Source organism: Agrococcus jenensis, assembly GCF_003752465.1.
GTDB lineage: Bacteria > Actinomycetota > Actinomycetes > Actinomycetales > Microbacteriaceae > Agrococcus > Agrococcus jenensis.
Map to the genome: position 1 here is coordinate 2,515,992 of NZ_RKHJ01000001.1, position 25,467 is coordinate 2,541,458.

Annotated in this window: 25 protein-coding genes; 4 read left to right on the forward strand and 21 right to left on the reverse strand. The window is 72.6% G+C overall.

All coding sequences use genetic code 11. The features are described 5' to 3' along the window. Position 1: 1 nt before the first annotated feature. The 7 genes from EDD26_RS12375 to EDD26_RS12405 all read right to left on the reverse strand — a co-directional run bounded on the left by EDD26_RS12375 (position 2) and on the right by EDD26_RS12405 (position 7,617). Positions 2–880: a shikimate dehydrogenase gene (locus EDD26_RS12375; RefSeq protein ID WP_170165634.1), complete on the reverse strand. Its 879-nt coding sequence runs from the start codon at positions 878–880 to the stop codon at positions 2–4. A gap of 1 nt (position 881) precedes the next feature. Continuing rightward, a complete protein-coding gene (gene mltG / locus EDD26_RS12380) occupies positions 882–1,958 on the reverse strand; it encodes an endolytic transglycosylase MltG (RefSeq protein ID WP_170165635.1) in 1,077 nt (358 codons plus the stop codon). 1 nt (position 1,959) lies between these two features. Continuing rightward, positions 1,960–2,460, reverse strand: coding sequence for a Holliday junction resolvase RuvX (ruvX, locus tag EDD26_RS12385; protein ID WP_123697990.1), 501 nt, complete (start codon positions 2,458–2,460; stop codon positions 1,960–1,962). Between the two features lie 11 nt (positions 2,461–2,471). Next, the gene (gene alaS / locus EDD26_RS12390; RefSeq protein ID WP_123697991.1) at positions 2,472–5,129 is read right to left on the reverse strand and encodes an alanine--tRNA ligase; all 2,658 of its coding nucleotides are present in this window, start codon (positions 5,127–5,129) and stop codon (positions 2,472–2,474) included. Positions 5,130–5,250: 121 nt separating this feature from the next. Further along, positions 5,251–5,430, reverse strand: a complete 180-nt coding sequence (locus EDD26_RS12395) for a hypothetical protein (protein ID WP_123697992.1) — start codon at positions 5,428–5,430, stop codon at positions 5,251–5,253. A gap of 112 nt (positions 5,431–5,542) precedes the next feature. After that, positions 5,543–6,172, reverse strand: coding sequence for a 30S ribosomal protein S4 (gene rpsD / locus EDD26_RS12400; RefSeq protein WP_123697993.1), 630 nt, complete (start codon positions 6,170–6,172; stop codon positions 5,543–5,545). 125 nt (positions 6,173–6,297) lie between these two features. Beyond that, positions 6,298–7,617, reverse strand: coding sequence for a replication-associated recombination protein A (locus EDD26_RS12405; protein ID WP_123697994.1), 1,320 nt, complete (start codon positions 7,615–7,617; stop codon positions 6,298–6,300). A 91-nt stretch (positions 7,618–7,708) separates the two neighbouring features. Here EDD26_RS12405 and EDD26_RS14870 point away from each other — a divergent pair, with 91 nt between their 5' ends. The 3 genes from EDD26_RS14870 (at position 7,709) to EDD26_RS12420 (ending at position 10,979) form a co-directional block, all read left to right on the forward strand. Beyond that, positions 7,709–8,386 (forward strand): DUF6584 family protein, encoded by a 678-nt coding sequence (locus EDD26_RS14870; protein ID WP_211333864.1) that lies wholly within the window; start codon positions 7,709–7,711, stop codon positions 8,384–8,386. Positions 8,387–8,491: 105 nt separating this feature from the next. Further along, a complete protein-coding gene (locus tag EDD26_RS12415) occupies positions 8,492–9,247 on the forward strand; it encodes a peptidylprolyl isomerase (protein ID WP_245989899.1) in 756 nt (251 codons plus the stop codon). Between the two features lie 67 nt (positions 9,248–9,314). Then, complete coding sequence (locus tag EDD26_RS12420) at positions 9,315–10,979, forward strand: DUF349 domain-containing protein (RefSeq protein WP_245989900.1); 1,665 nt, start codon at positions 9,315–9,317, stop codon at positions 10,977–10,979. Positions 10,980–11,037: 58 nt separating this feature from the next. Here EDD26_RS12420 and EDD26_RS12425 read toward each other — a convergent pair whose 3' ends face one another. From EDD26_RS12425 to ruvA, 6 genes are all read right to left on the reverse strand, one after another. Beyond that, the gene (locus EDD26_RS12425) at positions 11,038–13,266 is read right to left on the reverse strand and encodes a RelA/SpoT family protein (protein WP_123697996.1); all 2,229 of its coding nucleotides are present in this window, start codon (positions 13,264–13,266) and stop codon (positions 11,038–11,040) included. Between the two features lie 57 nt (positions 13,267–13,323). Further along, positions 13,324–14,295 (reverse strand): protein translocase subunit SecF, encoded by a 972-nt coding sequence (gene secF / locus EDD26_RS12430; protein ID WP_123697997.1) that lies wholly within the window; start codon positions 14,293–14,295, stop codon positions 13,324–13,326. Beyond that, on the reverse strand, positions 14,295–15,995 hold the full coding sequence (gene secD / locus EDD26_RS12435) for a protein translocase subunit SecD (protein WP_123697998.1): 1,701 nt from the start codon (positions 15,993–15,995) through the stop codon (positions 14,295–14,297). Before secD ends, secF begins: the two co-directional genes overlap by 1 nt. Before the next feature lie 3 nt (positions 15,996–15,998). Further along, complete coding sequence (gene yajC / locus EDD26_RS12440) at positions 15,999–16,379, reverse strand: preprotein translocase subunit YajC (protein WP_123697999.1); 381 nt, start codon at positions 16,377–16,379, stop codon at positions 15,999–16,001. A 61-nt stretch (positions 16,380–16,440) separates the two neighbouring features. Then, positions 16,441–17,454, reverse strand: coding sequence for a Holliday junction branch migration DNA helicase RuvB (gene ruvB / locus EDD26_RS12445; protein ID WP_123698000.1), 1,014 nt, complete (start codon positions 17,452–17,454; stop codon positions 16,441–16,443). Beyond that, a complete protein-coding gene (ruvA, locus tag EDD26_RS12450; RefSeq protein WP_123698001.1) occupies positions 17,451–18,044 on the reverse strand; it encodes a Holliday junction branch migration protein RuvA in 594 nt (197 codons plus the stop codon). The genes ruvB and ruvA overlap by 4 nt, the downstream gene beginning before the upstream one ends. Before the next feature lie 104 nt (positions 18,045–18,148). On the opposite strand from ruvA, the gene EDD26_RS12455 reads away from it, so the two are divergent. Further along, a complete protein-coding gene (locus tag EDD26_RS12455; protein WP_123698002.1) occupies positions 18,149–18,328 on the forward strand; it encodes a hypothetical protein in 180 nt (59 codons plus the stop codon). A 19-nt stretch (positions 18,329–18,347) separates the two neighbouring features. Here the strand turns inward: EDD26_RS12455 and ruvC are convergent, their stop codons facing one another. The 8 genes from ruvC to thrS form a co-directional block, all read right to left on the reverse strand. Further along, a complete protein-coding gene (gene ruvC, locus EDD26_RS12460; RefSeq protein WP_123698003.1) occupies positions 18,348–18,905 on the reverse strand; it encodes a crossover junction endodeoxyribonuclease RuvC in 558 nt (185 codons plus the stop codon). Between the two features lie 3 nt (positions 18,906–18,908). Then, positions 18,909–19,670 (reverse strand): YebC/PmpR family DNA-binding transcriptional regulator, encoded by a 762-nt coding sequence (locus EDD26_RS12465; RefSeq protein ID WP_123698004.1) that lies wholly within the window; start codon positions 19,668–19,670, stop codon positions 18,909–18,911. A 54-nt stretch (positions 19,671–19,724) separates the two neighbouring features. Continuing rightward, entirely contained in the window at positions 19,725–20,339 is a 615-nt protein-coding gene (locus EDD26_RS12470; protein ID WP_123698005.1) for a hypothetical protein, read from the reverse strand. An 8-nt stretch (positions 20,340–20,347) separates the two neighbouring features. Beyond that, the gene (locus EDD26_RS12475) at positions 20,348–21,304 is read right to left on the reverse strand and encodes a DMT family transporter (protein WP_245989901.1); all 957 of its coding nucleotides are present in this window, start codon (positions 21,302–21,304) and stop codon (positions 20,348–20,350) included. A 36-nt stretch (positions 21,305–21,340) separates the two neighbouring features. After that, on the reverse strand, positions 21,341–21,943 hold the full coding sequence (gene pdxT / locus EDD26_RS12480) for a pyridoxal 5'-phosphate synthase glutaminase subunit PdxT (protein ID WP_123698006.1): 603 nt from the start codon (positions 21,941–21,943) through the stop codon (positions 21,341–21,343). A 2-nt stretch (positions 21,944–21,945) separates the two neighbouring features. After that, on the reverse strand, positions 21,946–22,836 hold the full coding sequence (gene pdxS, locus EDD26_RS12485; protein WP_123698007.1) for a pyridoxal 5'-phosphate synthase lyase subunit PdxS: 891 nt from the start codon (positions 22,834–22,836) through the stop codon (positions 21,946–21,948). Between the two features lie 40 nt (positions 22,837–22,876). Further along, positions 22,877–23,395 carry an HIT family protein gene (locus EDD26_RS12490; RefSeq protein WP_123698591.1) on the reverse strand — a complete coding sequence of 173 codons (519 nt, stop codon included), beginning with the start codon at positions 23,393–23,395 and terminating at the stop codon, positions 22,877–22,879. A gap of 128 nt (positions 23,396–23,523) precedes the next feature. Beyond that, positions 23,524–25,449, reverse strand: a complete 1,926-nt coding sequence (thrS, locus tag EDD26_RS12495; RefSeq protein WP_245990111.1) for a threonine--tRNA ligase — start codon at positions 25,447–25,449, stop codon at positions 23,524–23,526. Between the last annotated feature and the right edge of the window lie 18 nt (positions 25,450–25,467).

Below are 25,467 nucleotides of genomic sequence, written 5' to 3' on the forward strand. Positions count from 1 at the left end.
CTCATGATTCTTCCAGAGTCCCGGATGCCCCAGGACCGGACGCGCTCGCACCGAGCGCCCGGCGCATGGCCGCGACCACGCGCGGCTCGTCGGGCAGCGGCGCGTCGACGTCGCCCTGCGTGAAGATCCGCGCCTGGAGCACCGCCTGGCCGAGCAGCATCTCGCGCCCGTCGATCACGTGCCGGCGCGGCAGCGACGCGAGGTACCGCGAGCCGTCGGGTCGCGCGTAGTCGGCGTCGAGCAGGCGCGTCGGGGGCGCGGCGAAGGTCGGCACGGCGGCGGCGGCGGCCGGCAGCGTCGAGACCGCGGCGTCGACGACGGGCAGGGGCGCCTCGAGCGCCTGCACCTCGAGCGCGACTCCGAGCGACGCCGAGAGCTCGCGGAGCCGCTGCGCCTTCGCCGGGGTGCGGAGCGCGACGGTGACGCGCTCGACGCCCATCGAGGCGAGCGCGACGAGCGCGGTCTGGGCCGTGGCACCCGCGCCCACGATCGCGGCGGCGCGCGCCCGATCGAGGCCGGCATCCGCGAACGCCCGCACGATGCCGCCGACGTCGGTGCTCCAGCCCCGCAGCGCGCGCCGGCCGGAGGTCGGCGCACCGAGCAGCAGCGTGTTGACCGTGCCGGTCGCGCGGGCGAGCGGATCGAGCTCGTCCGCGAGGTCGGCGGCGGCGTCCTTGTGCGGCGCTGTCACCGACAGCCCGAGCCACTCGGGACCGAGCGCGCCGACGAAGGCCGGCAGCGCGCCGGGCTCGACCGCGCTGCGGCCGTAGTCCCAGTCGAGGCCGAGCTCGCGGGCGACGGCGCCGTGCAGCGCGGGCGACAGCGAGTGCTCGACCGGCCAGCCGACGACGGCGAGCCGGCGCCCACCGGCCGCCGTCACGTCAGCCGCCCCAGCCCGGGTTGTCGCGCAGGAACTGCTGGAACTGCGCGACGCCGACCTCGTGCTCGGCGAGCGTCTCCGAGAAGACGGTCTCACCGGTCTCGGGGTTCACGGTCACGAAGTAGAGCCACGCGCCCTCGGTCGGGGCGAGCGCCGCCTGGATGGCCGCGTCGCCGGGCGCGCCGATCGGCCCGACCGGAAGGCCCGGGTTCGCGTACGTGTTGTACGGGTTGCTCGCGTCCGCGCGCTCCTCGGCCGTCGTCGTGACGACGTGGAGGTTGCCGGTGCCGTACGCGACGGTCGCGTCGGACTGCAGCGGCATGTTCACGTCGAGGCGGTTCTGAAACACCCGCGCGACCCGGCCGAAGTCGTCCGGCAGCCGCGCCTCGCGCTGCACGAGCGACGCCATGATGAGCACGCGCTCCTGGTCGGCCTCCGCGACGCCCGCGGACTCGAGCGCCTCCCGCTGCCGCTCGACCATCGTCGTGAGCACGTCGACCGCGGTGACGCCCTCGTCGAACGTGTAGGTCGCGGGGAACAGCCAGCCCTCGAGCGAGATGGCGTTCTCGGGCAGGGCGAACTGCGTGAGGTCGCCGGCCGCCTGCAGGAAGTCGGCCTGCGGGATGCCGATGTCGCGCTCGAGCCGCTCGTAGACCTGCGGCAGCGTGTAGCCCTCGGGCACCGTGACGCGCAGCTCCACCTTGTTCGCGGGGTCGATCAGCGCGTCGACCGCGCCCTGCGCCGACATCTGCTGCATGAGCCGGTACGCGCCCGGCTGCAGCTGGATCGACGAGTCGGCGACCAGGATGTCGGTGAACGCCTCGGCGCTCGCGATGACGTCCTGCTCCAGCAGCGTCGCGGCGACGTCGTAGCCGTTGTCGCCCGACTGGACCTGCACGACGACCTCGCCGGTGCCGGGGCCGGGGTAGTCCTCGGGGCCGCTGAAGCGGTCGGCGATGCGCGGGATGCCCCACGCCGCGGCGATGCCGAGGCCGACGAGCACGACGAGCGCGATGATGCCGCCGATCAGCCGCCTGCGGACCCGCTGCTTGCGCTCTCGCGCGCGACGTCCAGCCATCTCAGTCCTCCCGGGTCGCGGCCTCGCCGCGGTCGTCGAAGCCCTGCGCATCGTCGCGGCTGGGCAGCAGCTCGCCGGGCGCTCGCCCGGCGGTGCGCTCGCTGTCGAGCGCGTGCTGCAGGATGACGACCGCGGCCGCCTGGTCGATGCTCGAGCGCTGCTGCCGGCTCGACCTGCCGGCCGCCCGCATGCCGGCCGAGGCCGTCACGGTCGAGAGCCGCTCGTCGACGAGCCGCACGGGCAGCGCGGCGGCGAGCAGCGCGGCCACGTCGCGCGCGTCCTGCGTGCTCGGCGTGTCGCCGCCCGAGAGCGAGATCGGCAGCCCCACGACCGCCTCGATCGCCTCGAGCTCCTCGGCGATCTCGCGCAGGCGTGCGACGACGTCGGTGGACGCGCGCTGGATCGTCTCGACCGGGGTCGCGAGCAGGCCGTCGCGGTCGCAGCGCGCGACGCCGACGCGGGCGCGCCCGACGTCGACGCCGATCCGCACGCCGCGACGCATCCCGGTGCCGCTCAGCGGTCGAGCCCTGCTCGCACGGCGGCGATGGCCGCGGGCATCGCGCTCGCGTCCTGGCCGCCGCCCTGCGCCATGTCGGGCTTGCCGCCGCCACCGCCGCCGAGCGCGCCGGCCGCAGCCTTGGCGAGCGGGCCCGCGACGACGCCGCCGTCGCGCGCGGCCTGGTTCGTGGCCACGACGATCGCCGGCTTGCCGTCGACCGAGCCGCCGATCGCGACGACCGCGGCCTCGCTGCCGAGGCGCTCGCGCACCTGCGCGGCGAGCGACCGCAGGTCGTCGGCCGACCCGACCGCGCCGAGGTCGACCGCGGCGAACCGCACCGCCCCGACCCGCTCTGCCGCGTCGGCGATCGGCTGCACGCGGCCGGCGAGCTGCTGCGACTGGAACTCCGCGATCCGCTTCTCGGCCGTCCTGAGCGAGGCGACGAGCTCCTGGATGCGGCCGGGCAGCTGCTCCTTGGGCGTCTTCAGCATCGACGTGAGCTCGCTCACGAGCGAGCGCTCGGCGACGAGCTGCCGGAACGCGTCCGGACCGACCGCGGCCTCGACGCGGCGGTTGGTCGAGCCGACGCTCGACTCGCTCGTGATCGAGATGAGCCCGATCTGGCTCGACGCGGCCACGTGCGTGCCGCCGCACAGCTCGCGCGACCAAGGGCCGCCGATGTCGACCATGCGCACCCGGTCGCCGTACTTCTCGCCGAACAGCGCCATCGCGCCGAGCGCGCGTGCCTCGTCGATCGGCATCACGCGCGTCTCGACCGGCAGGTCGTCGCGGATCGCGGTGTTCGCGATGCCCTCGAGCTCCTGGCGCATGTCGCTCGAGAGCGCGCTGGACCAGGAGAAGTCGAGCCGCATGTAGCCGGCCTTGTTGTACGAGCCGGACTGGTGCGCATCCGGGCCGAGCAGCTGGCGCAGCGCCGCGTGCACGACGTGCGTCGCCGAGTGGGCCTGGTTCGCAGAGCGGCGGTAGAGCGGGTCGACGACCGCGTGCGCGAGGTCGCCGACGGCGATCTCGCCGGAGGTGACGCGCACGGTGTGGCTGACGAGCCCTGAGATCGGGCGCTGCACGTCGAGCACGTCGGCCTCGAAGCCGGGGCCGACGAGGCGGCCCTGGTCGCTGTCCTGGCCACCCGACTCGGCGTAGAGCGAGGTGGCGGTCAGCACGACCTCCGCCTCGTGACCCACGCCCGCGGTCTGCACCTGCGCGCCGTCGACGATGATGCCGATCACCTCGCCGTCGGCCTCGAGCTCGTCGTAGCCGAGGAACGCGGTCTCGCCCTTCGCGCGCAGGTCGGCGTAGACGGAGAGGTCGGCGAGCTGGCGGCGGCGCGACTTCGCGTCGGCCTTCGCCCGCGTGCGCTGCTCGCTCATGAGCGTCTCGAACGTCGGGCGGTCGACCTGCAGGCCGGCCTCCTCGGCGATCTCCATCGTCAGGTCGATGGGGAAGCCGTAGGTGTCGTGCAGCAGGAACGCGGTCCTGCCGGGCACGACGTTGCCGGCGTCCTTGCGCACGTCGGCGATCGCGACGTCGAGCACGGTCGAGCCGGACTCGAGGGTCGAGCGGAACGTCTCCTCCTCGGCGACGGCCATCCGCTCGATGCGCGGGTACGACTGCTCGAGGTCCGGGTAGGCGGCGACCATGGCGTCGCGGCTCGCGCGGAACAGCGTCGGGAACGTCGCGTCCTGCACGCCGAGCAGCCGCATCGAGCGGATCGAGCGGCGCATGAGCCGGCGCAGGATGTACCCGCGGCCGTCGTTGCCGGGCGTGACGCCGTCGCCCATGAGCATGAGCGATGAGCGGATGTGGTCGGCGATGACGCGCATGCGCACGTCGTCCTCGTGGACGGCGCCGTAGCGGCGGCCCGAGAGCTCGCTCGCGAGGTCGAGCACGGGGCGCACCTGGTCGATCTCGTACATGTTCTGCACGCCCTGCTTGAGGAAGGCGATGCGCTCGAGCCCCATGCCGGTGTCGATGTTCTTGCTCGGCAGCTCGCGCACGATCGTGAACTCGGTCTTCGAGCGCACGTCGGCGATCTCGTCCTGCATGAAGACGAGGTTCCAGATCTCGACGTAGCGGTCGCTGCCGGTCGCGGGACCGCCCTCGGGGCCGTACTCGGGGCCGAGGTCGTAGAAGATCTCGGAGTCGGGGCCGGCGGGGCCGGGCTGGCCGGTCATCCAGTAGTTGTCCTCGAGGCCGAGGCGCTGGATGCGCGAGGCCGAGATGTCGGTCGTCTCGAGCCAGAGGCGCTCCGCCTCGTCATCGGTCGTGAAGACGGTGACCCAGAGCCGCTGCGGGTCGAAGCCGAAGTGGCCGTCGGCCTCGGAGCCGGTGAGCAGCTCCCACGCGTAGCCGATCGCCTCGCGCTTGAAGTAGTCGCCGAACGACCAGTTGCCCGCCATCTGGAAGAACGTGCCGTGGCGCGGCGTGCGGCCGACCTCCTCGATGTCGTTCGTGCGGATGCACTTCTGCACGTCCGCGGCGCGCGGCCACGGCGCGGGCACCCGGCCCGAGAGGTACGGGATGAACGGCACCATGCCGGCGATCGTGAACATGATCGCCGGGTCGTCGCTCACGAGCGATGCCGAGGGCACGATCTGGTGGTCGCGGCGCTCGAAGTAGCTCAGGAAGCGGCTGTGGATGTCTGCGGTCTGCATGGGGGTCAGGTCTCTCCAGCCCGCTGTGGGCCTGACGGATGGGGGCGGAACGGATGGGGGCGTGCCGGGTGGCGGCATGACGAGCCCGGGCGCGTCGCGCCCGGGCTCGGGACGGGTCTCGTCACTCGCCTCGCAGCTCGCGGTCGCGAGCCTGGTAGCCGTCCTTGACCGCGTCGGTGAACTCGCGGCTGCGGGCGTCGACGTTGTCGAGCAGCGCCTTGCCCTTCTCGGTCTCCTCGATGCGGCGGGCGGCGAAGACGCCGATGACGACGCCGATGGCCAGGAACAGGAGCTTCTTCACAGCGGGGTCTCCTCGTGTCACGCTCTCCCCCGGACCGGTCGGCTCCGGGGCTTCGACAGTCTAACGACGAGAGGGGTCGCCTTCCGGCGACCCCTCTCGTGCGACGCTGGGATCAGCGCGCGGCGTAGTACTCGACGACGAGCTGGACCTCGGCGACGACGGGCACCTCTGCGCGCTTCGGGCGGCGCACGAGGCGCGCCTGCAGGCGGTCGAGCTGCACGTCGAGGTACGGCGGGACGGGCGGGAGCACACCGGCGTGACCGCCGGCGGCCGCGACCTGGAAGGGCTCCATGCCGGACGAGCGCTCGTGGACGTGGATCGTCTGGCCCTCCTTGACGCGGAAGGAGGGGCGGTCGACGCGCTGGCCGTCGACCATGATGTGGCGGTGCACGACCATCTGGCGGGCCTGCGACATCGTGCGGGCGAAGCCCGAGCGGAGCACGAGCGCGTCGAGGCGCATCTCGAGCAGCTCGACGAGGTTCTCACCCGTCAGGCCGGACTGGCGGCGCGCCTCGTTGAACGTCGTGCGCAGCTGCGCCTCGCGGATGCCGTACTGGGCGCGCAGGCGCTGCTTCTCGCGGAGGCGGACGGCGTAGTCGCTGTCTGCCTTGCGCTTGGTGCGGCCGTGCTGGCCGGGGCCGTAGGGGCGCTTCTCGAGGTAGCGCGCCGCCTTCGGGGTGAGGGCGATGCCGAGGGCGCGCGAGAGGCGCGTCTTCGAACGGGTACGGGACTTCGTGGACATGACTTCCTTCGCTGAGTCGCTGCCGCGCGAGCGGCTGTCCCGGCACAGTGCCGGGACCTAAGGAGGGGGGCGGGCCCGGGTGGCGCGGCGATGCCGGCCGGTGGACCAGCGACCAGGCTACCAGATCAGGCGTCGCCTGCCAGGATCCGGCGGATGCGTTCGAGCCGCGCCGCGATGTCGCGCTCGAACCCGTGCTGGCTCGGCTCGTAGTAGCGGCGCCCGATGAGCGGGTCGGGCAGGTGCTGCTGGGTGGCGACGCCGTGCAGCGCGTCGTGGGCATAGCGGTAGCCCTTGCCGTGGCCGAGCCGCTTGGCGCCGGCGTAGTGCGCGTCGCGCAGGTGGTTGGGCACGCGCCCGAAGTCGCCGCCACGCACATCGGCGATCGCCCGGTCGATGCCGAGGTAGGAGCGGTTCGACTTCGGTGCCGTCGCGAGGTAGACGACGGCCTCGGCGAGCGGGATGCGTCCCTCCGGCATGCCGATCATCTGCACCGCGGTCGCCGCGGCTGTGGCGATGACGAGCCCCTGGGGGTCGGCCATGCCGATGTCCTCGCTCGCGAGCACGATGATGCGGCGGGCGATGAAGCGCGGGTCCTCCCCCGCCTCGATCATGCGCGCGAGGTAGTGGAGCGCGGCGTCGGGGTCGGAGCCCCGCACCGACTTGATGAACGCCGAGATGACGTCGTAGTGCTCGTCGCCCTGCCGGTCGTAGCGCAGCAGCGCGCGATCGACCGCGCTCGCCACCGCATCCGCCGTGATGAGGGCGGGCCCGTCTGCATCGCCCGCCGCCTCGAGCGCGTGCTCGCCGGCCGCCTCCAGCGCGGTGAGCGCGCGTCGCGCGTCGCCGGAGGAGAGGCGGACGAGCTGGGCCCTGGCGTCGTCGTCGAGCTCGACGCGCCCGTCGAAGCCGCGCGGGTCGGCGATCGCGCGCGCGATGAGCTCGGCGATGTCGTCGTCGCCGAGGGGTTCGAGGGTGAGCAGCAGCGAACGCGACAGCAGCGGGCTCACGACGCTGAACGACGGGTTCTCGGTCGTCGCGGCGATGAGCGTGACCCACCCCTGCTCGACGCCCGGCAGCAGCGCGTCCTGCTGCGCCTTCGTGAAGCGGTGGATCTCGTCGAGGAACAGCACGGTCGAGCGCGCGAACAGGTCGCGCTCGGCGAGCGACTCCTCCATCACCTGGCGCACGTCCTTGACGCCGGCGGTCACGGCGCTCAGCTCGACGAAGCGGCGGTCGGACGAGTGCGCGATCGACTGGGCGAGCGTGGTCTTGCCGGTGCCGGGCGGCCCCCACAGGATGACGCTCTGGCCGCTCGCGGCGGCGCTCGATCCGGCCAGGCGGCGCAGCGGCGAGCCAGGGCCGAGCAGGTGCCGCTGCCCGACGACCTCGTCGAGGCTCGTGGGGCGCATGCGCACCGCGAGCGGCGCTGTCGTCCCCCTGGCCATGCCTCCATGCTAGGCGGGGCCGCCCACGGGCCCCGGCACGCCGACCCCCGCTCGCGTTGCCCAGGGCACGGGGCTCCGGGACACTGGCGGGATGGACGCCATCGCACGGGCACGCGCGCACGCCGCGTACGGCCGCACGAGGGCCGCCATCGACCTGCTCAAGCCCCTCGCGACCGGGGAGCAGCCGCCGTACGCGGCCCGCCGTGCGCTCGCCGAGCTCTACCGCGACCTCGGGGCGCCGGACCAGGCAGGGCGTTGGGGCGTCGTGATCGACGGGTGGACCTCCGCGTTCGAGCGGGACCGCCTGGCGCGCGCCCTCATCTGGTACCACGAGCCGCGGGCGTTCCTGTCGCTCGCGGCAGGGGCACCGGAGCCGGCCGATCTCCCGGCGGTGCTCGAGCTGCGCGGGCAGCACGGCGAGCGAGCGGAGGCGCGCCGCCGCACGGCCGCCGCGGATGGGAAGCACAGCCCCGCCTCGCGCGCCGCTCGGCGCGAGGAGGCGCTCGTCGCGGTCACTGCGGTGCTGGTCGCCCTGGGCGCGATCGGCCCGTGGCTCGCGCTGGGGGTCGTGCGCATGCTGGCTCGCGATCCGTGGGCGGCGGCCGTGATGGGGGCAGGCTGGAGCCTGTTCGCGCTGGGAGCGCTGCTGATGGCCGTCCATCGCTGGATGGAGGATCGGCGCCTGGGCGCCTCCACATGGGTGACGCTCGTGACGGCGGCGTTCGCGGTCGGGAGCTTCGCGCTCGCGGCGAGCTGGACCGCGGCCTGACCGGCACCGGCACGGCGCGATGGCGAGGAGCAGGTAGCCTGAACGGCGGTCGCGCGACAGCCCGGATGTGGCACGCAGCGCGCGGCGGACATGCGAGGAGAATCCGTGGTCACGAAGCAGGAGCAGGAGCGCCGCGTGCGCGACTATCGCGCACGGCAGACGGTGCACCAGCGCCGGCAGCGCCGCCAGCGCCGCGACTCCATCATCGGTGGCGCGGTCGCGCTCGTCGTCCTCGCGGGCGGCACGGCACTGCTCTCGACCCTGCAGCCGCCGACCGACCCCGCGGCGACCGCACCGCCCTCGCCCACCGAGACGACGGCCGCCGAGTCGACCGTGCCCGACCCCTCGCTCGCCGAGGGCCGTACCTGGACGGGTGCGCTGACGATCAACGGCATCGAGCTCGGCGTCGAGCTCGACGGCGCGGCCGCGCCGCAGGCCGTCTCCGCGGTGCTCGCCGACACGCAGGGCGACTACTACGACGGCAAGACGTGCCATCGGCTCACGACGAGCGAGGGCTTCAGCGTGCTGCAGTGCGGCTCGACAGACGGCGAGGGCGGCGGCGACCCCTCCTACATGTACGGCCCGATCGAGAACGCGCCGGAGGACGACGTCTACACCGAGGGCACCATCGCGATGGCGCGCCAGGGCAACAACGCCGAGTCGAACGGCCACCAGTTCTTCATCGTCTACGGCGACACCACCATCCCCTCCGACACCGCCGGCGGCTACAGCGTGATCGGCCGCGTGACCTCCGGTCTCGACCAGCTGACGGCCGACGTGATCTCGCTCGGCACCGAGGGCGGCGTCACCGACGGACCGCCCGCGGAGCCCGTCGCGATCGACGACTTCGTCCTGCAGTAGCGGGTCCGGCGCTGGCTCCGCCGCGCTAGGCTCTCCCTGCCCGTTCCCTCGTACGAGAGACTCCTCCATGCCCGAGCCCATCCAGCCCACCGACTCCGAGAACTCGGAGGAGTCCGTGCAGGACGCCCCGATCGAGGATGCCAGCGCATCCGAGGTCGCCGAGGCCAGCGCCGACGCTGCGCCCGAGGCCCCCGCCGAGGAGGCTCCCGCCGAGGAGGCTCCCGCCGAGGAGGGTCCCTCGGCCCCGGACGCCGCCGCCCTCCTGGCCGAGGACGACGTCCCCGCCGATGACGCCGAGCTCTTCGCAGCCGAGCTGACCGCCGCCGCCGACGCCGCCACCGGCATCCCCGCCGAGCAGGCCGTCGCAGAGCTCGCAGCCGACGAGGCGCCGGTCGAGCCCGCCGAGCAGCCGGCCGAGCAGGCCGCCGAGCAGCCCGGCGAGGCGACCTCGGAGCAGGCAGCCCCGGAGGCCGAGCCGGCACCCGCCCCCGAGCCCGAGATGGGCGAGGCCGTCATCGAGCGCGGCCTCGGGCGAGTCGATGCGACCGGCACGGTCGCCGTCAAGGAGGGCGAGCGCTGGCGCGTGGTCGGCCAGTTCCCCGACGTCGAGGCCACGGAGGCGCTCGCCTACTTCGAGCGCAAGTTCGCCGACCTCGAGGGCCAGGTGCGCCTGCTCGAGCAGCGCATCCGCGGCGGCGCCAGCGCCCGCGACGTCGCGAAGGCCGCCTCCCACCTCCACGCCACCGTGCAGGAGGCGAACGCCGTCGGCGACGTCCCGTCGCTGCTCACCCGCCTCGACGCGCTGCGCGGCGAGCTCGGGCAGCTCGAGGCCAAGCAGCAGGCCGCGAGCCGCGCCGAGGTCGACGCGGCGATCGCCGAGCGCACGCGCGTCGTCGAGTCGATCGAGCAGCTCGCCTCGACCGACCTCGAGAACGTGCAGTGGAAGCAGACGATGCAGCGCGTCGACGAGCTCTTCGCCGAGTGGCAGCGCCTGCAGAAGGACGGCCCCCGCCTCTCGAAGGGTCAGGCGGATGCGCTCTGGAAGCGCTTCCGCGACGCCCGCGCGACGCTCGAGGGCGCCCGCCGCCGCTTCTTCGCCGACCTGGACGCCTCGCACAAGGACGTCCGCGCGCGCAAGCAGGCGCTCGTCGAGCGTGCGCAGGCGCTCGCGCCCAAGGGCGTCGACGGCATCCCCGCCTACCGGTCGCTGCTCGACGAGTGGAAGGGCGCCGGCCGCGCCGGCCGCAAGATCGACGACGCGCTCTGGGCGCAGTTCAAGGAGGCCGGGGACGTCCTCTTCGCGGCCAAGGCCGAGCAGTCGACGGTCGAGAACGAGGAGTACACCGCCAACCTGGAGGCGAAGCGCGCGCTCCTCGAGGAGGCGGCTCCGATCCTGCAGCTCAAGGACCGCGCCGCCGCCCGCGAGGCGCTGCTGCCGATCCAGCGCCGCTGGGACGAGCTCGGCCGCGTGCCGCGCGAGGCGCTGCGCGAGGTCGAGGACCGCATGCGCGCCATCGAGACGCACGTGCGCGAGCTCGACGAGCAGCACTGGAAGTCGTCGAACCCCGAGCGCAAGGCGCGCTCCGAGGGGCTCGCCGGCCAGCTGGAGGACGCCATCGAGAAGCTCGAGGGCGAGATCGCCGCGGCGACGGACCCGAAGCAGCGCGCCGAGCTCGAGGCCGAGCTCGCGACGAAGCGCTCCTGGCTCGAGGTCGTGGCAGCCGCAGGCTGACCGAGCCGATCGACGAAGGGGGCCCGCGCATCGCGCGGGTCCCCTTCGTCGTGGGAGGTCAGCCGGTCGTGATCCGGTAGACGTCGTAGACGCCGTCGATGCGGCGGACCGCGTTCAGCACGTGGTCGAGGTGCGTCACGTCGCCCATCTCGAAGGCGAAGCGGCTGAGCGCGAGCCGGTCGGTGCCGGTGTGCACGCTCGCCGAGAGGATGTTCACGTGGTGCTCGGTGAGCACGCGCGTGATGTCGCTCAGGAGGCCGGAGCGGTCGAGCGCCTCCACCTGGATGTTGACGAGGAAGAGGCCCTTCGACGTCGGCGCCCACTCGACCTCGATCATGCGCTCGGGCTCGGCGAGGAGCCCCTGCACGTTCGGGCACGAGCGCTGGTGCACGCTCACGCCCTGGCCGCGCGTGACGAAGCCGACGATCTCGTCGCCGGGCACGGGCGTGCAGCACTTCGAGAGCTTGACCAGGATGTCGTCGGCACCGCGCACGAGCACGCCCGACGAGCTCGTCGACACGCGCGTCGCCGTGCGGGTCGGCAGCGCGGCCTGCGGCTCGTCGTCGGCCCCGCCCTCGTCGGCGCGGATCGCGGCGACGACCTTCTCGAGCACCGACTGGGTGGAGACGTGGCCCTCGCCCACCGCCGCGTACAGGCCGGTGACGTCGTCGTACTTCAGCTGCGCGGCGACCTGCGCGAACGCGTCCCGCCCCATGAGCTTCTGCAGCGGCAGGTCGTGCCGGCGCATCGCCTTGGCGATCGCCTCCTTGCCGACCTCGACCGCCTCGTCGCGGCGCTCACGCTGGAACCACTGACGGATCTTGCTGCGCGCGCGGGGCGACGTGACGAAGCCCTGCCAGTCCTGGCTCGGCCCGGCATCCGGGTTCTTCGACGTCAGCACCTCGACGATGTCACCGGTGGTGAGCCTCGTGTCGAGCGGCACGAGCCGGCCGTTGACCTTCGCGCCCATCGTGCGGTGCCCGACCTCGGTGTGCACCGCGTAGGCGAAGTCGACGGGCGTCGCGCCGGCGGGCAGGCCGATGACCTTGCCCTTGGGCGTGAAGACGTAGAGCTCCTTCGCGCCGATCTCGAAGCGCAGGGAGTCGAGGAACTCGCCCGGGTCGGTCGTCTCCTCCTGCCAGTCGTTGATGTGCGCGAGCCACGCCATGTCGGTCGACGACATCGCGCCGCCGCCCTGCTTGTACTTCCAGTGCGCCGCGACGCCGTACTCGGCGCGGCGGTGCATCTCCTCGGTGCGGATCTGGATCTCGACGTGGTGGCCGCGCGGGCCGATCACCGTCGTGTGCAGCGACTGGTAGAGGTTGAACTTCGGGGTCGCGATGTAGTCCTTGAGGCGACCGGGCATCGGCTGCCAGCGCGCGTGGATCGCGCCGAGCACCGCGTAGCAGTCGCGGACGCTCGGCACGATCACGCGCACGCCGACGAGGTCGTAGATGTCGGCGAAGTCGTGGCCGCGCAGCTGCATCTTGTTGTAGATGGAGTAGTACTGCTTCGGCCGGCCGGCGATGCGGCCGCGGATCTTCGCGGCCTTCATGTCCTCCGTGAGGCCGGCCACGACGTCGTCGAGGTAGCGCTCACGCTCGGGCGCACGCGCCTCGACGAGGTTCTTGATCTCGAGGTAGACCTTCGGCTGCAGCACCGCGAACGAGAGGTCCTCGAGCTCGACCTTGATGGTCTGGATGCCGAGCCGGTGCGCGAGCGGGGCGTAGATCTCGATCGTCTCGCGCGCCTTGCGCTGCGCGGACTCATCCGAGACGAAGCCCCAGGTGCGCGCGTTGTGCAGCCGGTCGGCGAGCTTGATGACGAGCACGCGGATGTCCTGCGACATCGCGACCACCATCTTGCGCACCGTCTCCGCCTGCGCGCTCTGGCCGTACTTCAGCTTGTCGAGCTTCGTGACGCCGTCGACGAGCATCGCGATCTCGTCGCCGAAGTCGGCCCGGCACTGCTCGAGCGTGTAGGTGGTGTCCTCGACGGTGTCGTGCAGCAGCGCCGCCGCGACGGTGATCGCGCCGATGCCGAGGTCGGCGAGGATCTGCGCGACCGCGACCGGGTGGGTGATGTAGGGCTCGCCCGACTTGCGGTACTGGCCCTTGTGGGCCTCCTCGGCGACGATGTACGCGCGCTGGATCAGCCCGGTGTCGGCCTTCGGATGCTGCGACTTGACCGTGCGGATGAGCTCGTCGACCGCGCCGGCGCGGTGCGAGCGCGAGAAGAGGAAGGGCAGGAGCGTGCGGAAGCCACCGGATGGCTGGGTCTCGCTCATGCCGCTCCTCCTCTGCTGCTCGTCTGTCGGGCCGGGTCGGTCAGACCGCTGCCACGATCAGACGACCGCCCCGCGCTCGCTCCGCGGCTTCACGGCCTCCGGGGCGATGGTGTCGCCCTGGCGCAGCCACGCGTACACGGGCGCGGCGACGAAGATCGACGACCAGGTGCCGACGATCGTGCCGATGAAGAGCGCGAGCGAGATGTCGCGGAGCGTGCCGGCGCCGAGCAGCAGCGCGCCGATGAAGAGGATCGACGCGATCGGCAGGGTGGCGACGATCGACGTGTTGATCGAGCGCACGAGCGTCTGGTTCACGGCGAGGTTGATGTTGCCGAGCAGGTCGCCGCTGACGCCGGGCGCGGTGTTCTCGCGCACCTTGTCGAACACCACGACGGTGTCGTAGAGCGAGTAGCCGAGGATCGTCAGGAAGCCGATCACGGCCGCGGGCGTGACCTCGAAGCCGATGATGCCGTAGACGCCCGCGGTCACGAGCAGGTCGAAGGCGAGCGAGGCGAGTGCCGCGACCGCCATCTTCCACGTGCGGAAGTAGATGGCGAGCACGATCGAGACCAGCACGAGGAAGGTCACGAGCGCCTGCAGCGCCTGCTGCGTGACGTCCTGCCCCCACGACGGGCCGACGAACGAGAACGCGACCTCGCCCGTCTCGACGCCGTACGCCTCGGCGAGGGCGGCGCGGATGTCGGTCGCCTGCTGCTCGGTGACGACGTCGGTCTGGACGCGCACGGCGTCGGCGCCGACCGTCGCGACGCGGGCCTCCGAGTCGGGCACGATCGACTCGACCGCCTCGGCGGCCCCCTCGACGCTGGACTGGGTGAGCCCGGTGACGCGGAACTCGCTGCCGCCGGTGAACTCGATGCCGAAGACGAAGCCGCCGCGCAGCGCGGTGCCGAGCGCGAGCAGGATCAGGAAGGCGGCCGCGATCGAGAGCCACAGGCGGCGCTTCGCGACGACCGGGATCGACCGCTCGCCGGTGTAGAGCTCGTTGCCGATCGTGGTGAGCGATGCCATCAGTTCTCCTTGCCGGTGCCGGGGCGGGGAGCGACGCTCGCGCCAGTGCCCGCGCCCACGCCTGCGCCGACGGATGCCTTGCGCTCGGCGATGGTCTGGCGCTTCTGCGCCTCCTTCGACGACCGCGCCGGACGACCGGCGGCGACGGGCTCGCGGAACTTCGCGCGACCCCGGTAGACCGCGCCGAGCGCGTTCGGGTCGAGACCGCTGAGGCGGTGGCCCGACGAGAAGAACGACGTGCGCGACAGCATGCGCAGCAGCGGGTGGGTGAACAGCGCGACCACGACGATGTCGATGAAGGTCGTGATGCCGAGCGTGAAGGCGAAGCCGCGCACGTTGCCGACCGACAGCAGGTAGAGGATTACGGCCGCGAGGAAGCTCACCGCATCCGAGATGAGGATCGTGCGGAAGGCGCGCTTCCAGCCCGTCTCGAGCGCGGACGAGAGGTGCTTGCCCTCGCGCAGCTCGTCACGGATGCGCTCGAAGTAGACGATGAACGAGTCGGCCGTGATGCCGATCGCGATCACGAGGCCCGCGATGCCGGCGAGCGACAGGCGGTAGCCCTCGGTGCTCGACAGGAACGTCACCACGAGGTACGTCAGCACGCCGGCGACGGCGAGCGAGAGGATTACCACGAGGCCGAGCGCGCGGTACTGCAGCACCGAGTAGAGCACGACGAGGATGAGGCCGATGAGGCCTGCGAGCAGGCCCGCCTGCAGCTGGCTCGCGCCGAGCGTGGGCGAGATCGTCTCGTTCGACTGCACCTGGAAGCCGATGGGCAGCGCGCCGAAGCGCAGCTGGTCGGCGAGGCTCTGCGCGCCCTCCTGCGTGAAGCCGCCGGTGATCTGCGCGTTGCCGTCGGTGATGACGGCGTTCGACGTGATCGGCATGAGCACGGTCGAGTCGAGCACGACCGCGAACTGGTTCTGCGGCTCGGGCAGCTGCGTGATCGCGCGGGTGACGGCCTCGAACGCGGCGGGACCCTCGCCGTCGAGCTCGAGGTTGACGCCCCAGCCGCCGGTCGCCTGACCCTGGCTGTTCGTCGCGGCGCTCACCTGCGCGTCGGCGATGTCGGCGCCCTCGACCGAGACCGGCCCGAGGATGAAGCGCGCGCTGCCGTCGGTCGAGCACGTGATGTAGGGCTGGTCGCCGGGCGCCTGCACCGTCGTGTCGACGTCGGCGCACTGGAAGGCGTCGAACTCCGACTGCAGGGCGGGCGTGATCCACGCCTGGTCCCACGCGTTCGCGGGCGTCGTGGCGGGCTCGCTCTCCTCCGACGGCTCGGCCGTCGGGGTCGCGCCGGGCGCGTTCGCGGGGGCCGACTGCAGCACCGGACGGAACTCCATCTTGGCGCTCGCCTGGATGCGCTGCAGGGTCGCCTGGTCGGGCTCGCCCGCGAGGGCGACGACGATGTTGCGGCCGCCCTGCGTGGTGATCTGGGGCTCGGCGACGCCGGAGGCGTCGACGCGCTGGCGGATGATCGCCACCGCCTGGTCGAGCTGCTCCTGGGTGACCGAGGTGCCCTCGGCCACCTGCGGCTCGAGCACGATCTGCGTGCCGCCCTCGAGGTCGAGGGCGAGCTGCGGCGTCCAGGCGCCGTCACCCCACTGGACGGCCGAGAGGTTGACGCCGATGAGGCCGGCGATCAGCACCGCCAGCCAGATGAGGGCGCGGCCGCCCCGCGCGCGAGCCTTCGCCACGGATCAGGCGCGGTCGCGCGGCTCGTCCGCGTCGCCGAGGTCGTCCGTGCGGTCGTCGGCGGCCTCGGTCACCTCGGCGTGGTCGTCGACCACGCGGGCGAGGGTCTGGCGGTGCACGCGGATGACGGTGCCGGGCGCGATCTCGATGTGCGCCTCGTTGCGCTCCTCGTCGATCGCGACGAGCTCGCCGAACACGCCGAAGTTCGTCATCACCTCTGCACCCGGGACCATCTTCGTCTGGAGGTCCTCGGCCTGCGCCTTCCGCTTCTTGTTGCTGCGGAACATGAAGAAGATCATCGCCGCGAGCACGACGAGCATGATGATCGTCAGCGGGTCGAGCGCGAACCCTTGCTGGGCGGTGGTCGTCGTCTGCAGGAACAGCATTCGGAAGGAGCCTCTCGGGGGGTGTCCGTCCTGCGCGGCTGCGCGCGGGACCAAGGACTGATCATACCCCGTCGAGCGTGTCGTCCGGCGCGAGCGCGCGCGCGTGGCGCATCCCGGAGGCCGTCGCGATCCGGCCGCGCGGCGTGCGGCCGATGAGGCCCTCGCGCACGAGGAACGGCTCGACGACCGACTCGATCGTGTCGGCCTCCTCGCCCACGGCGGCGGCGAGCGTGGACAGCCCCACCGGTCCCCCGCCGAACCGGTGCGCGATCGCATGCAGCACGGCGCGGTCGATGCGGTCGAGGCCCGCCTCGTCGACGTCGTAGAGCTCGAGCGCCGCGCGCACGCCGTCGATGTCGCTCGAGCCGGCGTGCACGAGCAGCCAGTCGCGCACGCGGCGCAGCAGCCGGTTCGCGATGCGGGGCGTGCCGCGCGACCTGCTCGCCAGCTCGGCGAGGGCCGCGGCCTCGAGGTCGAGGTCCATGAGGCGCGACGACCGCGCAAGCACCCGCTCGAGGTCGGCCGTCTCGTAGAACTCGAGGTGCGCGGTGAAGCCGAAGCGGTCGCGCAGCGGCGCGGGCAGCATGCCAGAGCGCGTCGTCGCGCCGACGAGCGTGAACGGTGCGAGCTCGAGCGGGATGGAGGCGGCCCCCGCGCCCTTGCCGACCATGATGTCGATCCGGAAGTCCTCCATCGCGAGGTAGAGCATCTCCTCGGCGGAGCGCGCCATGCGGTGGATCTCGTCGACGAACAGCACCTCGCCCGGCACGAGCGCCGACAGCACCGCGGCGAGGTCGCCCGCGTGCTGGATCGCGGGACCGGACGAGAAGCGGATGGGCCTGCCCGTCTCGTGCCCGATGATCATCGCGAGCGTGGTCTTGCCGAGCCCCGGCGGGCCGGCGAGCAGGATGTGGTCGGGCGCGCGCTCCTGCATCCGGGCGGCCTGCAGCAGCACCTCGAGCTGGCCGCGCACCTTCGGCTGCCCGACGAAGTCGGTGAGCGTCGTGGGCCGCAGGGCGCCCTCGAAGGCGAGCTCCTCCGGCGTCGACGCGGGATCGATGAGCGGGTCGTTCACGGGCGCGCCGCCGGACCGAGGATGGCGAGGGAAGCGCGCAGCAGCGCGCCGCTCGAGGCGGCGGCGTCGGGCGCCGCGACCGCGGCGCGCTCGATCGCGTCGGCCGCCGTGCGCTCGGGCCAGCCGAGGCCGGTGAGCGCCGTCAGCACGTCGGCGCGGGCATCCGGCGCCGCGGCGCGGGCGACGGCGGGCGCGACGAGCTTGCCGCTCAGCTGCAGGATGAGCAGCTTCGCCGTCTTCGGACCGATGCCGCTCACGGCCTTGAACGCGCGCTCGTCGCCGCTGTCGATGGCCCTCGCGAGCTCGGCCGGCGTGAGGTGCGCGAGCACCCCGAGGGCCGACTTCGGCCCCACGCCGGTGACGCCGATGAGCAGCTCGAACGCCTCGAGCTCCGCCTCGGTCTCGAAGCCGTAGAGCGCGAGGTCGTCCTCGCGCACGACGAGGTGGGTGTGGAGGGCGACGCCCGCGCCCGGCCGCGCGGCGAGGGAGCACTGCGGCGTCACGTGCACCGCGAGGCCGACGCCGCCGACACCGACGACGAGCCGCTGTCCGCGTGCGGACAGCACCGTTCCGTCGAGCCTCGAGATCACCTCGTCAGCCTAGGCGGCGGCGGCGCGCTCGGGCCGCTGGCACGCCGTCGGGCGGGCGTCGCGCTGATAGCCTGGTCCGGCCCGCCGACCGACTCGGAGATCGCATGCGCTACGTCCAGTTCCTCGTCCTGTTCCTGATGCTCGTCGCCTCGTTCTTCGTCATGGGCTATGCGTTCGCGTTCCCGGGCATCGAGGCGTTCATCTTCATCGCGGGCCTGCTGATGTTCACGCTGTCGTTCGTCGTGTCGATCGAGATCGGGCGTCGCGGGCTCCGCCACCGCTGATCGTCGCCGCGCGGCGCGCTCAGCGCCGCGACCTGGCAGCCGCCTCGGCTGCCGCCCACGCCTGCTGCGCGGGCGTCGACGTGCTCGCGCGGGGCACGCGCGTGCGCCAGCCCTCCGCGATCGCGATCGCCAGCGCATCCGCCGCGTCGGCCGGCTTCGGCGCCGCGTCGAGCCGCAGCAGCCGTCGCACCATCTCGGCCACCTGCTGCTTGTCGGCCGCGCCGTAGCCCGTGACGGCGGCCTTCACCTCGCTCGGCGTGAGCATCGCCACCGGGATGCCGCGCTCCGCGGCGGCGCGCAGCACGATGCCCGAGATCTGCGCGACGCCCATGACGCTCCGCAGGTTGGCCTGGGCGAAGACGCGCTCGAGCGCGATCGCATCGGGCCGGTGCTCGTCGATCGCGGCCTCGACGCCGCGGCCGATCCGCAGGAGGCGCTGCTCGATCGCCTCGTCGGGCTCGGAGCGCACCACCTCGACGTGCACGAGCGTGGGCGTGCGGCGCTCGACGTCGATGACGCCGACGCCGCAGCGCGTGAGGCCGGGGTCGACGCCGAGCACGCGCACCGACGCCGGCACGGGCTACTCGTCCTCGTCGAGCTGCGCCTGCACCTCGGGGGTGAGGTCGTAGTTCGCGTAGACGTTCTGCACGTCCTCGCTGTCCTCCAGCGCGTCGATGAGGCGCATGACCTTGCGGGCGGTCTCGGCGTCGACCTCGACCTTGAGGTTCGGCACGAACTCGACGTCGGCGGCGTCGTAGTCGATGCCCGCCTCCTGCAGCGACGTGCGCACCGCGACGAGGTCGCTCGGCTCGGAGAGGATCTCGAAGCCGCCGCCCTGGTCGGTGACCTCCTCGGCGCCGGCGTCGAGCACGGCGAGCAGGATGTCGTCCTCGGTGACGTCGTCGGTCTTCGTCACCGAGACGACGCCCTTGCGGGTGAAGTTGTAGGCGACCGAGCCCGGGTCGGCCATCGTGCCGCCGTTGCGGGTCATCGCCGTGCGGACCTCGGCGGCGGCGCGGTTCTTGTTGTCGGTGAGGCACTCGACCATGAGCGCGACGCCGCTCCCGGCGTAGCCCTCGTACATGATCGTCGTGTAGTCGATCGACTCGCCCGTGAGCCCGGCGCCGCGCTTGATGGCGCGATCGATGTTGTCGTTCGGGACGCTGGTCTTCTTCGCCTTCTGCACGGCGTCGACGAGGGTCGGGTTGCCCGAGAGGTCGGCGCCGCCGATCTTCGCGGCGACCTCGATGTTCTTGATGAGCTTCGCGAACGACTTGGCGCGACGGGCGTCGATGACGGCCTTCTTGTGCTTCGTCGTGGCCCACTTGGAATGTCCGGACATGCTGCTTCCTGATCGCGAGACGGGAGGATCCCATCCTACGCGTGCGCGCCGAGGCTACGGACGGAGGCGAGGGTCGCGCACGCCGGCGCTGCGCAGCTCGAGCGACGCGAGCGCGCGGAGGGCGTCCTCGTCGCCGGCGCGGAGCGCGGCGACCGGGTCCGGCACCGCCCGCAGCACCGCGGCCATCGGCTGCCCGACGATCGCGCGCATCGCGAGCAGGTCGCGTCCCTCGCGGCTCTGCGCGAGCGCGCGGCTGGCGCCCGCGCGGGTCGCGAAGCGGAGCCGCGGCACGATCCAGACGAGCACCACGAGCAGCAGCGGCAGCAGCCAGAGCGCCGTCGCGACCGCGCCGGCGAGCATGTCGACGGCGTCCGTGAGCGCCGAGCCGGCCGCCTCCAGCTCGGTGGCCGAGCCTGCGGCGTCGCGGAAGGGCTGCGCGACGCCCTCGCCGACGAGCGGCACCTGCGCGAGCGCCTCCCCCGCGTCGGCGAGCGTCGTCGAGAAGCCGCTGCCGGCCGCCGCGACCTGCTCGCCGAAGCCGCCGAGCGAGGCGATCGCTGCGCCGACCTGCTGCGAGAGCCAGACGGCGGCGATGATCGTGCCGATCGCGACGAGGTCGCCGACGGCCTGCCAGACGGCCTGCCCTGGACGGCTGGAGTAGAGCTGCACGGCTCGATTCAAGCAGGCTGCGGCGCGCGGGCTCGCGGCTTCGACTGCACGAGCACGCCCGCGCCGATCACGATCGCCGCACCGACGAGCTGCCACGGGCCGACCTCCTCGCCGAGCACCACGACGCCGAGCGAGACCGCCACGATCGGGATGAGGTAGGTGACGGTCGCCGCGACCGTCGGACCGACCGCCCGCACGACCTCGAACTGCAGCACGTAGGCGACGCCGGTGCCGATCACGCCGAGCAGCACGACCGCGACGAGCGCGAGCGGCAGGGCCTCGGCCGCGCCGTGCGTCGCGACCGGCGACCATCCCTCCGCGCCGGCCCAGACGAGCAGCGCCACGAGGGTCATGGGGAGCCCCGTCACCATGAGCGCGGTCGGATGCGCGAGGCCGGGCACCTCACGCTGCCCGAGCAGCCGGCGGTTGAGCGTCCACCCCACGCCGTACGAGGCCGCGCCGAGCACCGCGATCGCGATGCCGAGCAGGTCGGGCCCCTGCCCCGACGTCCACGGCTGCGCGATGAGCACGACGCCGACGAAGCCGAGCAGCACCGAGAGGAGCTTGCGCGGCGTCAGTCGGTCGCTCGGCAGCAGCAGCAGCGCGAAGAGCACAGTCGCGACGGGCGTGAACGCGTTCGCGAGGCCCGTGAGGCCCGAGGAGATGCGGGTCTCCGCCACCACGAACGCGGTGAAGGGCAGGGCGGTGAGGAAGAACGAGCAGATCGCGAGGAGCCCCCAGGTGCCGCCGTCGCGCGGCAGCCGGGTGCGGGTCGCGGCGGCGAGCGCGAGCAGCGTGATGGCCGCGATGCCGATGCGGAGCGTCGCGATCTGCATCGGGTGCAGCGCCTCGAGCCCGAGCTTCATGAGCAGGAACGACGAGCCCCAGATGACGGCGAGGCCGATCCACAGGACCTGCCACGGCATCCGGCCCATGCGGCCCGCCGAGCGTGTGCCGTCGGTCATCTCATCGCTCCCTCTGCGCTGCATCGCCGCATCAGATCATGCACCGCCGACGCGCTCGACGGTCGCGAGGAACCGTCGATGGAAGCGCAGCTCGCCGTTCACCTCGGGGTGGAAGGCGGTGCCGAGCAGGTTGCCCTGCTCGACCGCGATGACGCGGCCGTCGACGTGCGCGAGCACCTCGACGCCGTCGCCCACGCGCTCCACCGCGGGCGCGCGGATGAAGGTCGCCCGCACGGGCTCCTCCCCCAGCGCCGGCACGGCGAGCTCGGCCTCGAACGAGTCGACCTGGCTGCCGAACGCGTTGCGGCGGACGTCGACGTCGAGGCCGCCGAACGGCAGCTGCGTGGGCAGCCCGTCGAGGATGCGGTCGGCGAGCAGGATGAGCCCGGCGCACGTGCCGAAGGCGGGCATCCCGTCGGCGATCCGCGCGACGATGGGCTCGCGCACCTCGAAGAGCCGCGAGAGCTTGTCGATGACGCTCGACTCGCCGCCGGGCAGCACGAGGCCGTCGACGGCCTCGAGCTGCGCCGGGGTGCGCACGAGCGACACGTCGGCGCCGAGCGCCTCGAGCAGGGCGACGTGCTCGCGCACGTCGCCCTGCAGGGCGAGGACGCCGACGCGAGGCGCCGGCCGTGCCACCGCTACCAGCCGCGCTCGGCGAGCCGGTGCGGCGCCGGGAGGTCGGCGACGTTGATCCCGACCATCGCCTCGCCGAGGCCGCGCGATGCTGCCGCGATCGCCTTCGGGTCGTCGAACGCCGCGGTCGCCTTCACGATCGCGGCCGCGCGGCGCTCGGGCTGGCCCGACTTGAAGATGCCGGAGCCGACGAAGACGCCGTCGGCGCCGAGCTGCATCATGAGCGCCGCGTCCGCGGGGGTCGCGACGCCGCCGGCCGTGAAGAGCACGACGGGGAGCGCGCCGCGCTCCGCCACCTCGGCGACGAGCTCGTACGGAGCCTGCAGCTCCTTGGCGGCCACGTAGAGCTCGTCCTTCGAGAGCCCGCGCAGCCGGCGGATCTCGCCGGTGATCGTGCGGATGTGCTTCGTCGCCTCGGAGACGTCGCCCGTGCCGGCCTCGCCCTTCGAGCGGATCATGGCCGCGCCCTCGGTGATGCGACGGAGCGCCTCGCCGAGGTTCGTCGCGCCGCACACGAACGGCACCGTGAAGGGCCACTTGTCGATGTGGTTGACGTAGTCGGCCGGGCTCAGCACCTCGGACTCGTCGATGTAGTCGACCTCGAGGGCCTCAAGCACCTGCGCCTCGACGAAGTGGCCGATGCGGGCCTTCGCCATGACGGGGATCGAGACCTCTGCCTTGATGGCGTCGATGAGGTCGGGGTCCGACATGCGGGCGACGCCGCCCTGCGCGCGGATGTCGGCCGGCACGCGCTCGAGCGCCATGACGGCGACGGCGCCGGCATCCTCGGCGATGCGCGCCTGGTCGGGGGTGACGACGTCCATGATGACGCCGCCCTTCAGCATCTCGGCCAGGCCGCGCTTGACGCGTGCCGAGCCGGTGGTGGACTCGCTCATTGTGTGCTCTCTGATCGCCGGCCGGTGGTGGTGAGGGGCATCAGGCCGGCCAGGCTGCCTGGATGTCCCGGCGCATGTCCTCCAGCAGGATGGGCAGCGCCTTCGTCTTCGCGATGATCGGGAAGAAGTTCGAGTCGAGGCTCCAGCGCGGCACGATGTGCTGGTGGAGGTGGTCGGCGATCCCGGCGCCGGCGATGCGGCCCTGGTTGAGGCCGATGTTGAAGCCCTGGCAGCGCGTCACCTGCGACAGCACGCGCATGGCCGTCTGCGTGAGCACGGCCATCTCGGCGACCTCCTCGGTGGTCGCCTGGTCGTACATGCCGACGTGCCGGTAGGGGCAGACCATGATGTGCCCGGTGTTGTAGGGGAACAGGTTGAGCAGCACGAAGCACGTCTCGCCGCGGTGCACGATGAGGCCCTGGTCGTCGGTGAGCTCGGGGGCGCGGCAGAACGGGCACGCCTCCTCGTCGGGCATCTGCCCCTGCTGGATGTAGACCATCCGGTAGGGCGTCCAGAGCCGCTGGAAGTGGTCGGGCACGCCCGGCAGCTCGCTCGACATCTGCGTGGGGGCGCCCCACGCGTGCTCGCCGACGAGCGGCGGCTCCTGCGCCTCCGCGGGGTCGAACGGCGGCAGTGCGTCGCGCTGCACCGCAGCGCGCTCCGCCGCCTCGTCGTGCGCGTGCTCGGTCACACGTGGGCCTTCGTGTCGATGGCCTCGACGATGCGGCGGATGGCCTCGTCGACCGGCACGCCGTTGTCCTGCGTGCCGTCGCGGAACCGGAACGAGACGCTGCCGGCGTCGCGGTCCTGGCCGCCGGCGATGAGCTGGAACGGCACCTTCATGAGCGTGTGCGTGCGGATCTTCTTCTGCATCCGCTCGTCGCTGCGGTCGATCTCGACGCGCACGCCCTTGGAGCGCAGCTGCGCCGCGATGTCGTCGAGGTAGTCGGCGTAGTCGGCGGCGACCGGCACGCCGACGACCTGCACGGGCGCGAGCCAGACCGGGAACGCGCCGGCGTAGTGCTCGAGCAGGATCGCGAAGAACCGCTCGATCGAGCCGAAGAGCGCGCGGTGGATCATGATGGGCCGCTGCTTCGAGCCGTCGGCGGCGGTGTACTCGAGGTCGAAGCGCTCGGGCAGGTTGAAGTCGAGCTGCACCGTCGAGAGCTGCCAGGAGCGGCCGATCGCGTCGGTCACCTTGAGGTCGATCTTCGGCCCGTAGAACGCGGCCTCGCCGGGCTCCTCGACGACCTCGAGGCCGGACGCGCGCGCGACGCGGCGGAGCGCATCCGTCGCCGTCGCCCAGACCGCCTCGTCGCCGATCCACTTCGACTTCTCGTCGTCGCGCATCGACAGCTCGAGGCGGAAGTCGGTGAGCCCGAAGTCCTTGAGGAGCGAGAGCACGAACTCGAGGACCTTCGTGGTCTCCTCCTCGAGCTGCTCGGGCGTGACGAACAGGTGCGCGTCGTCCTGCGTGAAGCCGCGCACGCGGGTGAGGCCGTGCAGCGCGCCCGACAGCTCGTTGCGGTAGACGGTGCCGTTCTCGGCGAGCCGCAGCGGCAGGTCGCGGTAGCTGCGCGCACGGTCCTTGTAGATGAGGATGTGCATCGGGCAGTTCATCGGCTTGAGGTAGTAGTCGACGCCCTGCTTCGTGACGTTGCCCGCCTCGTCGCGCTCCTCGTCCATGTGGATGGGCGGCCAGATGCCCTCGGCGTAGGTGGCGAGGTGGCCGGAGGTGGCGAAGAGGTCCTGCTTCGTGATGTGGGGCGTGTAGACGTAGCTGTAGCCCTGCTCGATGTGCCGCGTGCGGGCGTGCTGCTCCATCTCGCCGCGCGCGATCGCGCCGCGCGGGTGCCACACCGAGAGGCCGGAGCCGACCTCGTCGGGGAACGAGAAGAGGTCGAGCTCGCGCCCGAGCTTGCGGTGGTCGCGCTTCGCGGCCTCCTCGAGGCGCTGCTGGTAGGCGCGCAGCTCGTCCTTCGACGGCCACGCGGTGCCGTAGATGCGCTGGAGCTGCGGCAGATCGGTCTTGCCGCGCCAGTAGGCGCCGGCGACCCGCATGAGCGAGAAGCCGTTGCCGATCAGCCGCGTCGAGGGCAGGTGCGGTCCCCGGCACAGGTCCTTCCAGGCCACCTCGCCGGTCTTCGGGTCGACGTTGTCGTAGATCGTCAGCTCGCCCGCGCCGACCTCGACGGAAGCGCCCTCTGCGGCCTTGCCCGCGCCGCCCTTGAGCCCGATGAGCTCGAGCTTGTAGGGCTCGTCGGCGAGCTCGGTGCGCGCCTCGTCGTCGGTGACGACGCGGCGCACGAAGCGCTGCCCGGCCTTGACGATCCGCTCCATCTCCTTCTGCAGCGCCTTCAGGTCGTCGCTCGAGAAGGGCTCGGCGACGTCGAAGTCGTAGTAGAAGCCGTCCTGCACGGGTGGGCCGATGCCGAGCCGCGCGTCGGGGTTCACCCGCTGCACCGCCTGGGCGAGCACGTGGGCCGCGGAGTGGCGCAGGATGTCGAGACCGTCGGGGCTGTCGATCGTGACCGGCTCGACCGACCCCGACTCGACCGTCTGCGTCTCGGTCAGCTCGCGCGCGAGATCCTGCAGCTCACCGTCGACGCGCATGGCGACGACGGCACGGTC

Excerpts from the sequence above, each read along its gene's own strand:
- yajC (WP_123697999.1), bottom strand. The coding sequence starts at position 16,379 with ATGCTGTTCCTGCAGACGACGACCACCGCCCAGCAAGGGTTCGCGCTC.
- EDD26_RS12465 (WP_123698004.1), bottom strand. The coding sequence starts at position 19,670 with ATGTCCGGACATTCCAAGTGGGCCACGACGAAGCACAAGAAGGCCGTC.
- pdxS (WP_123698007.1), bottom strand. The coding sequence starts at position 22,836 with ATGAGCGAGTCCACCACCGGCTCGGCACGCGTCAAGCGCGGCCTGGCC.
- secF (WP_123697997.1), bottom strand. The coding sequence starts at position 14,295 with ATGGCATCGCTCACCACGATCGGCAACGAGCTCTACACCGGCGAGCGG.
- EDD26_RS12425 (WP_123697996.1), bottom strand. The coding sequence starts at position 13,266 with ATGAGCGAGACCCAGCCATCCGGTGGCTTCCGCACGCTCCTGCCCTTC.
- EDD26_RS12405 (WP_123697994.1), bottom strand. The coding sequence starts at position 7,617 with ATGGCCAGGGGGACGACAGCGCCGCTCGCGGTGCGCATGCGCCCCACG.
- EDD26_RS12455 (WP_123698002.1), top strand. The coding sequence starts at position 18,149 with ATGCGCTACGTCCAGTTCCTCGTCCTGTTCCTGATGCTCGTCGCCTCG.
- alaS (WP_123697991.1), bottom strand. The coding sequence starts at position 5,129 with ATGCAGACCGCAGACATCCACAGCCGCTTCCTGAGCTACTTCGAGCGC.
- thrS (WP_245990111.1), bottom strand. The coding sequence starts at position 25,449 with ATGCGCGTCGACGGTGAGCTGCAGGATCTCGCGCGCGAGCTGACCGAG.
- EDD26_RS12490 (WP_123698591.1), bottom strand. The coding sequence starts at position 23,395 with ATGTCGAGCGAGCTGCCGGGCGTGCCCGACCACTTCCAGCGGCTCTGG.
- rpsD (WP_123697993.1), bottom strand. The coding sequence starts at position 6,172 with ATGTCCACGAAGTCCCGTACCCGTTCGAAGACGCGCCTCTCGCGCGCC.
- EDD26_RS12475 (WP_245989901.1), bottom strand. The coding sequence starts at position 21,304 with ATGACCGACGGCACACGCTCGGCGGGCCGCATGGGCCGGATGCCGTGG.
- ruvX (WP_123697990.1), bottom strand. The coding sequence starts at position 2,460 with ATGCGTCGCGGCGTGCGGATCGGCGTCGACGTCGGGCGCGCCCGCGTC.
- EDD26_RS12420 (WP_245989900.1), top strand. The coding sequence starts at position 9,315 with ATGCCCGAGCCCATCCAGCCCACCGACTCCGAGAACTCGGAGGAGTCC.
- EDD26_RS14870 (WP_211333864.1), top strand. The coding sequence starts at position 7,709 with ATGGACGCCATCGCACGGGCACGCGCGCACGCCGCGTACGGCCGCACG.
- mltG (WP_170165635.1), bottom strand. The coding sequence starts at position 1,958 with ATGGCTGGACGTCGCGCGCGAGAGCGCAAGCAGCGGGTCCGCAGGCGG.